3 protein-coding genes are annotated in these 5,215 nt (G+C 70.2%); all 3 read right to left on the bottom strand.

Going from position 1 to position 5,215, the window contains the following annotated elements; all coding sequences use genetic code 11:
- Positions 1–960, bottom strand: a complete 960-nt coding sequence (locus ACR2JA_RS10880; RefSeq protein ID WP_434009103.1) for an alpha-E domain-containing protein — start codon at positions 958–960, stop codon at positions 1–3.
- Between the two features lie 136 nt (positions 961–1,096).
- Complete coding sequence (locus tag ACR2JA_RS10885; protein ID WP_434009104.1) at positions 1,097–2,533, bottom strand: circularly permuted type 2 ATP-grasp protein; 1,437 nt, start codon at positions 2,531–2,533, stop codon at positions 1,097–1,099.
- Between the two features lie 105 nt (positions 2,534–2,638).
- Positions 2,639–5,107, bottom strand: coding sequence for a DNA internalization-related competence protein ComEC/Rec2 (locus ACR2JA_RS10890; RefSeq protein WP_434009105.1), 2,469 nt, complete (start codon positions 5,105–5,107; stop codon positions 2,639–2,641).
- Between the last annotated feature and the right edge of the window lie 108 nt (positions 5,108–5,215).

Consider the following 5,215-nt stretch of genomic DNA (forward strand, 5'->3'; position numbering starts at 1 on the left):
TCAGTGGGTAGGGACCAGGAAGTCCTGGCTGATGCGGCCACCCAACTCATTGACCCGGTCCAGGAACTGCGTAAGGAAGGCGTGCAGGCCGGTGGACAGGATCTCGTCGATGCGGGCGTACTGCAGGTCTGCCTTGAGCTTGCCGGCGCGGCGCTGGGTTTCGCCTGAGATGTCGTTGGCCACCACGGCCAGGTTGGCCACCACCTCGTTCATGCTGGCGGCCAGGCTGCGCGGCATGTCGGGGCGCAGGATCAGCAGTTCGGCCACGCGCTCGGGCGTGATGACGTCGCGGTAGACCTTGCGGTAGACCTCGAAGCCGGAGACCGAGCGCAGGATCGCGCTCCAGTGGTAGAAGTCGTACTCCTGATCCTCGGCGCTGGCGGCGCCGAAGAAGTCGCTCTGCACCGCGTGGAACTTCACGTCCAGCAGACGCGCCGTGTTGTCGGACCGCTCCAGGAAGGAGCCCATGCGGTAGAAGTGGAAGGCCTCGTCCTGCAGCATGGTGCCCACGGCCACGCCGCGCGAGAGGTGCGAGCGGTGCTTGACCCATTCGAAGAAGGCGCCCGGATCGCGTTCGAAGTCCTTGGACTTGAGGTAACCCGCCAGCTTGAGCCAGGTGGCGTTCTGCGTTTCCCACAGCTCGGTGGTCAGCGCGCCGCGCACGGCCCGCGCGTTCTCGCGTGCCGCGCGCAGGCAGGACACGATGCTCGACGGGTTGGACTCGTCGCGCACCATGAAGTCCATGACGTTGCGCGAGGTGATGTCCTGGCCGTACTTGGCGGTGTAGCTGGGCATCAGCTCGCTGATCGACAGCAGACCCTGCCAGCCGACCTGCGCCACAGCGGCGGACTGCGGCAGCAGCGAGGTCTGGTAGTTCACATCGAGCATGCGCGCGGTGTTCTCGGCCCGCTCGGTGTAGCGGGACATCCAGAAAAGGTGGTCGGCGGTACGTGACAGCATTTCAAACACTCCAGCAGTTTCCAAACGCGACACGAACGAAGTGTCTGTGTCGAGAGGCACCGAGGAACCGGCTTCGCCGGGCCTCAGGTGCCGCCCCCCTTTCCAAGGGGGGAGACGCCGCAGGCGGCGCGGGGGGTTATTCGAGTATCCAGGTGTCTTTGGTGCCGCCGCCTTGCGAGGAATTCACCACTAGAGAGCCTTCCTTGAGCGCCACGCGCGTCAGGCCGCCGGGCACCATCTGCACCGTCTTGCCGCTGAGCACGAAGGGCCGCAGGTCGATGTGGCGCGGCGCGATGCCGCTCTCCACATAGGTCGGGCAGGTCGAGAGGCTGAGCGTGGGCTGGGCGATGTAGCCGTCGGGCTTGGCCTTGACCACGGCGCGGAACTCGTCGACCTCGGCCTTGGTGGAGGCCGGGCCGACCAGCATGCCGTAGCCACCGGCGCCATGCACCCCCTTGACCACCAGCTCGTGCATGTTGTCGAGCATGTACTTGAGGTCGTCCGGGTTGCGGCCCATGAAGGTGGGCACGTTGTTGAGGATCGGTTTTTCGCCCAGGTAGAACTCGATCATCTTGGGCACGTAGGGGTAGATGGACTTGTCGTCTGCGATGCCGGTGCCCACCGCGTTGCAGATGGTCACGTTGCCGCTGCGGTACACGCCCAGCAGGCCGGCGCAGCCCAGGGTGGACGTGGGGCGGAACACCAGCGGGTCGAGGAAGTCGTCGTCCACGCGGCGGTAGATCACGTCCACGCGCTTGGGGCCCTTGGTGGTGCGCATGTAGACGAAGTTGTCCTTGACGAACAGGTCCTGGCCTTCGACCAGTTCCACGCCCATCTGCTGGGCCAGGAAAGCGTGTTCGAAGTAGGCGCTGTTGTACATGCCCGGCGTGAGCACCACCACCGTGGGCTCGGCCGTGGTGGCCGGGCTGACGGCGCGCAGGGTCTCCAGCAGCAGGTCGGGGTAATGCGCCACCGGGGCCACGCGGTTCTGGCCGAACAGGTCGGGGAAGAGCCGCATCATCATCTTGCGGTCTTCGAGCATGTAGCTCACGCCGCTGGGCACGCGCAGGTTGTCTTCGAGCACGTAGTACTCGCCTTCGCCTTTGGCGTTGGGCGCGCGCACGATGTCCACACCCGAGATGTGCGAGTACACGCCGCCGGGCACGTCCACGCCCATCATCTCGGGGCGGACCTGCGCGTTCTGCAGGATCTGGTCGGCCGGCACGTGGCCCGCCTTGATGATTTCCTGGTCGTGGTAGATGTCGTGGATGAAGCGGTTGAGCGCGGTCACACGCTGCACCAGGCCGGCCTGCATGCTCTTCCACTCGTGCGCGGGAATGATGCGCGGGATCAGGTCGAAGGGGATCAGGCGTTCGGTGCCGGCGCCGTCTTCGTCCTTGGCGCCGTACACCGCGAAGGTGATGCCGACGCGGCGGAAGATCATTTCCGCCTCTTCCCTTCGGGCTGCCATCACTTCGGGCGGCTGCTGCGCGAGCCAGTTGGCGTAGGCCTGGTAGTGGGCCCGCACCTCGCTGGGCGAGGCATTCATTTCATCAAACATCGGTCGGCTCATGGGCGGTTCACTCCTGACGACAGGATAGCAAGGAGTGGGCCAGGGTTGTTCAACCTGGCCCCAAAGCGGTGCAAAGAAAACGGCGCCGGCCAGGCCCGAGCGCGGTCATTCGGGCGCCGGTTCGGACGCCGGCTGCTCGCTGGTTGCCCCGACATCGGCCTCCGCATCGCCCGGCACGCCCAGGTCGGCACCACGGTGGTGCCAGTAACGCCGATCCGCCGCGCGCTCGCAGCGCACCGTTTCGGGCACCTCGCTGCGCCAGGTGGCCGCACCACACTGGGGCGTATTCACCCAGGTCAGGCTCCGTTCGCGGTAGCGCTGCAGCACCACCGGCGCCGGGTGGTGGAAGCGGTTGCGGTAGCCCGACTGGATCAGCACCACCGAGGGCCGCAGCGTGTTGAGCAGCACCGGGCTGCTGGAACTGGCGCTGCCGTGGTGCGGCGCCAGCAGCACATCGGCCCGCAGGTCGGGCCGGGCCAGCGCCAGGCGGGTTTCGCGCTCGGCGTCCAGGTCGCCACTGAGCCACACGCCGCGCCGGCCGTTGTCCACCCGCAGCACGCAGGACATGGCGTTGCTGGGCAACACGCCCGAGCCGTCGGGGCGGATGAGGTCGGGCGTGGGGTGAAGCACCTCGAAGCGCACACCGTCCCAGGTCCACGACTGCCCGGCGGCGCAACGCCGCGCCGGATCGGCATCGAAAGACGACAGCCAGCGCGCCTGCGGCCAGGCGGCGCGCACGGCGTCGGCGCCGCCAGCGTGGTCGCTGTCGCGGTGGCTGATGACCACCGTGTCGGGCGCCTCGCCCAGGGCGCGCAGCAGCGGCACCACCACGCGCTGGCCGGCGTCGCTCTCGGTCCCGTAGCGCGGGCCGGCGTCGTACAGCAGGCTGTGCTGAGCGGTGCGCAGCAGCACAGCGCTGCCCTGCCCCACGTCGATGGCCATGACCTCGAATTCGCCCACCGCCGGCCGCGCCGGCAGCCAGGCGAACACTGGCCACACCAGCAGCAGCCCGGCCGAGCGCAGCGTCCACGGCAGGCGCAGCACCAGCAGCACGCCGCCCAGTGCGGCGAGCGCGGCCAGCGGCAGCGGTGGGATGGGGCTGAACACCGCCGCCCAGCCCCACTGCGCCAGCCAGGCCAGCCAGCCGTTCAGCGCCTGCACCGCCAGCGCGGCCGCGTCCCATAACAGGGGCAGCGCCACACCCAGCAGAGCCAGCGGCGTGACCAGCAGCGTCACCCAGGGAATGGCCAGCAGGTTGGCCACCAGCCCCACCACCGACAGCTGGCCGAACAGCAGCAGCGACAGCGGCGCCAGCGCCACCGTGACCACCACCTGCTCGCGCCACTGGCCCCAGGCGGCACGCGCCAGGCGCTGGCCGCGTGACACCGCCTCGCCCGCCGCGGGCCGTGCCTCGCGCCCGGCGGGATCGGTGGCAAACAGGATGCCGACCGCCACAAAGCTCAACCAGAAGCCCGGCTGCAGCAGCGCCCACGGGTCCAGCGCCAGCACCGCCGCCATGGCCAGCCCCCACAGCGGCGGCCAGGGCCACTGCCGCCCCAGCAGGCGCAGGCCCACCACCAGGCCCAGCATCAGCACCGTGCGTTGCGAGGGCACGCCCCAGCCCGAAAACAGGGCGTACAACGTGGCCAGCAGCACGCCCCCCAGCCCCGCCGCCACCGGCAGGGGCACCGCCAGCAGCAGCCGCGGCCAGGGCCGGGCCAGGCGGCGCCAGAGCGCGCCGATCAGCCGCGTGGCCAGCCAGGCGAACAGGGTCACGTGCAGACCCGAGATGCTCATGAGGTGGGCGACGCCCGTGGTGCGGAACAGCGCCCAGTCGCTGCTGTCGATGGCGCTCTGGTCGCCCACCACCAGGGCGGCCAGCACACCGGCGCTGCGCGGGTCGGCCACGCGCTCGCGGATGCGTTCGCTCACCGCCTGGCGCGCGGCTTCCAACCCCCAGCCCGCAGGCTCCAGCCGCTGCGGCGCCGGGTCGCGCGGGCCGTTGCGCACATAGCCGGTGGCGCCGATGCCGTTTTCCCACAGCCAGCGCTCGCGGTCGAAGCCGTGCGGGTTGGATGCACCGTGCGGGCTGCGCAGGCGCACCGTCAGGCGCCAGCGTTCACCGGCGCGGGGCGGGGGCCCGTCGGCCGCCGCGCCACGCAGGTACCAGCCCAGTTGCAGGCGCTGGGGCAGCGGCACCGCCTGCCCCAGCCGCTGGGCCTGATCGACCTCGAAGACAAAGCGCCAGCCGTCGGCACTGCGCTGCGGCAGCTCGGCCACCTGGCCGCTGACCTCAACGTCCAGGCCCTGCAAAGCCGGGTCCAGCGCCTGGTTGGCGAACTGCGCCGCCCGCCAGCCGGTGAACCCGCCACCGGCCAGGGCGCCGGCCAGCAGCACGGTGACCCACCCGAGACGGCGGGACACCAGGCACAGGGCCAGCTGCACCAGGGCGGCGGCCAGCAGCGCCGCGTAGGCACCGGCCGGCCACAACACCGCCTGCTGCAGCTGCAGGGCCACGCCCAGCACCCAGCCGGGCCACAGGGCCAGCAGCCGGCCCGCCAGGCTCACGGCCATCGCGCCGGTCGTCCGGCGCCCGGTCTGTCATCAAGCTGTGGCGCGGCTCTTGCTAGCATGGGTGCCAGCACGCCGTGCGCCTGTGCGCCCGCGTTGTCATCGTTGTTC

Source organism: Hydrogenophaga sp. (assembly GCF_051007235.1).
Lineage (GTDB): Bacteria > Pseudomonadota > Gammaproteobacteria > Burkholderiales > Burkholderiaceae_C > Hydrogenophaga.

Bases quoted from the DNA above. Each gene is read 5' to 3' on its own strand.
- ACR2JA_RS10880 (WP_434009103.1), bottom strand. From the start codon at position 960: ATGCTGTCACGTACCGCCGACCACCTTTTCTGGATGTCCCGCTACACC.
- ACR2JA_RS10885 (WP_434009104.1), bottom strand. From the start codon at position 2,533: ATGAGCCGACCGATGTTTGATGAAATGAATGCCTCGCCCAGCGAGGTG.
- ACR2JA_RS10890 (WP_434009105.1), bottom strand. From the start codon at position 5,107: ATGGCCGTGAGCCTGGCGGGCCGGCTGCTGGCCCTGTGGCCCGGCTGG.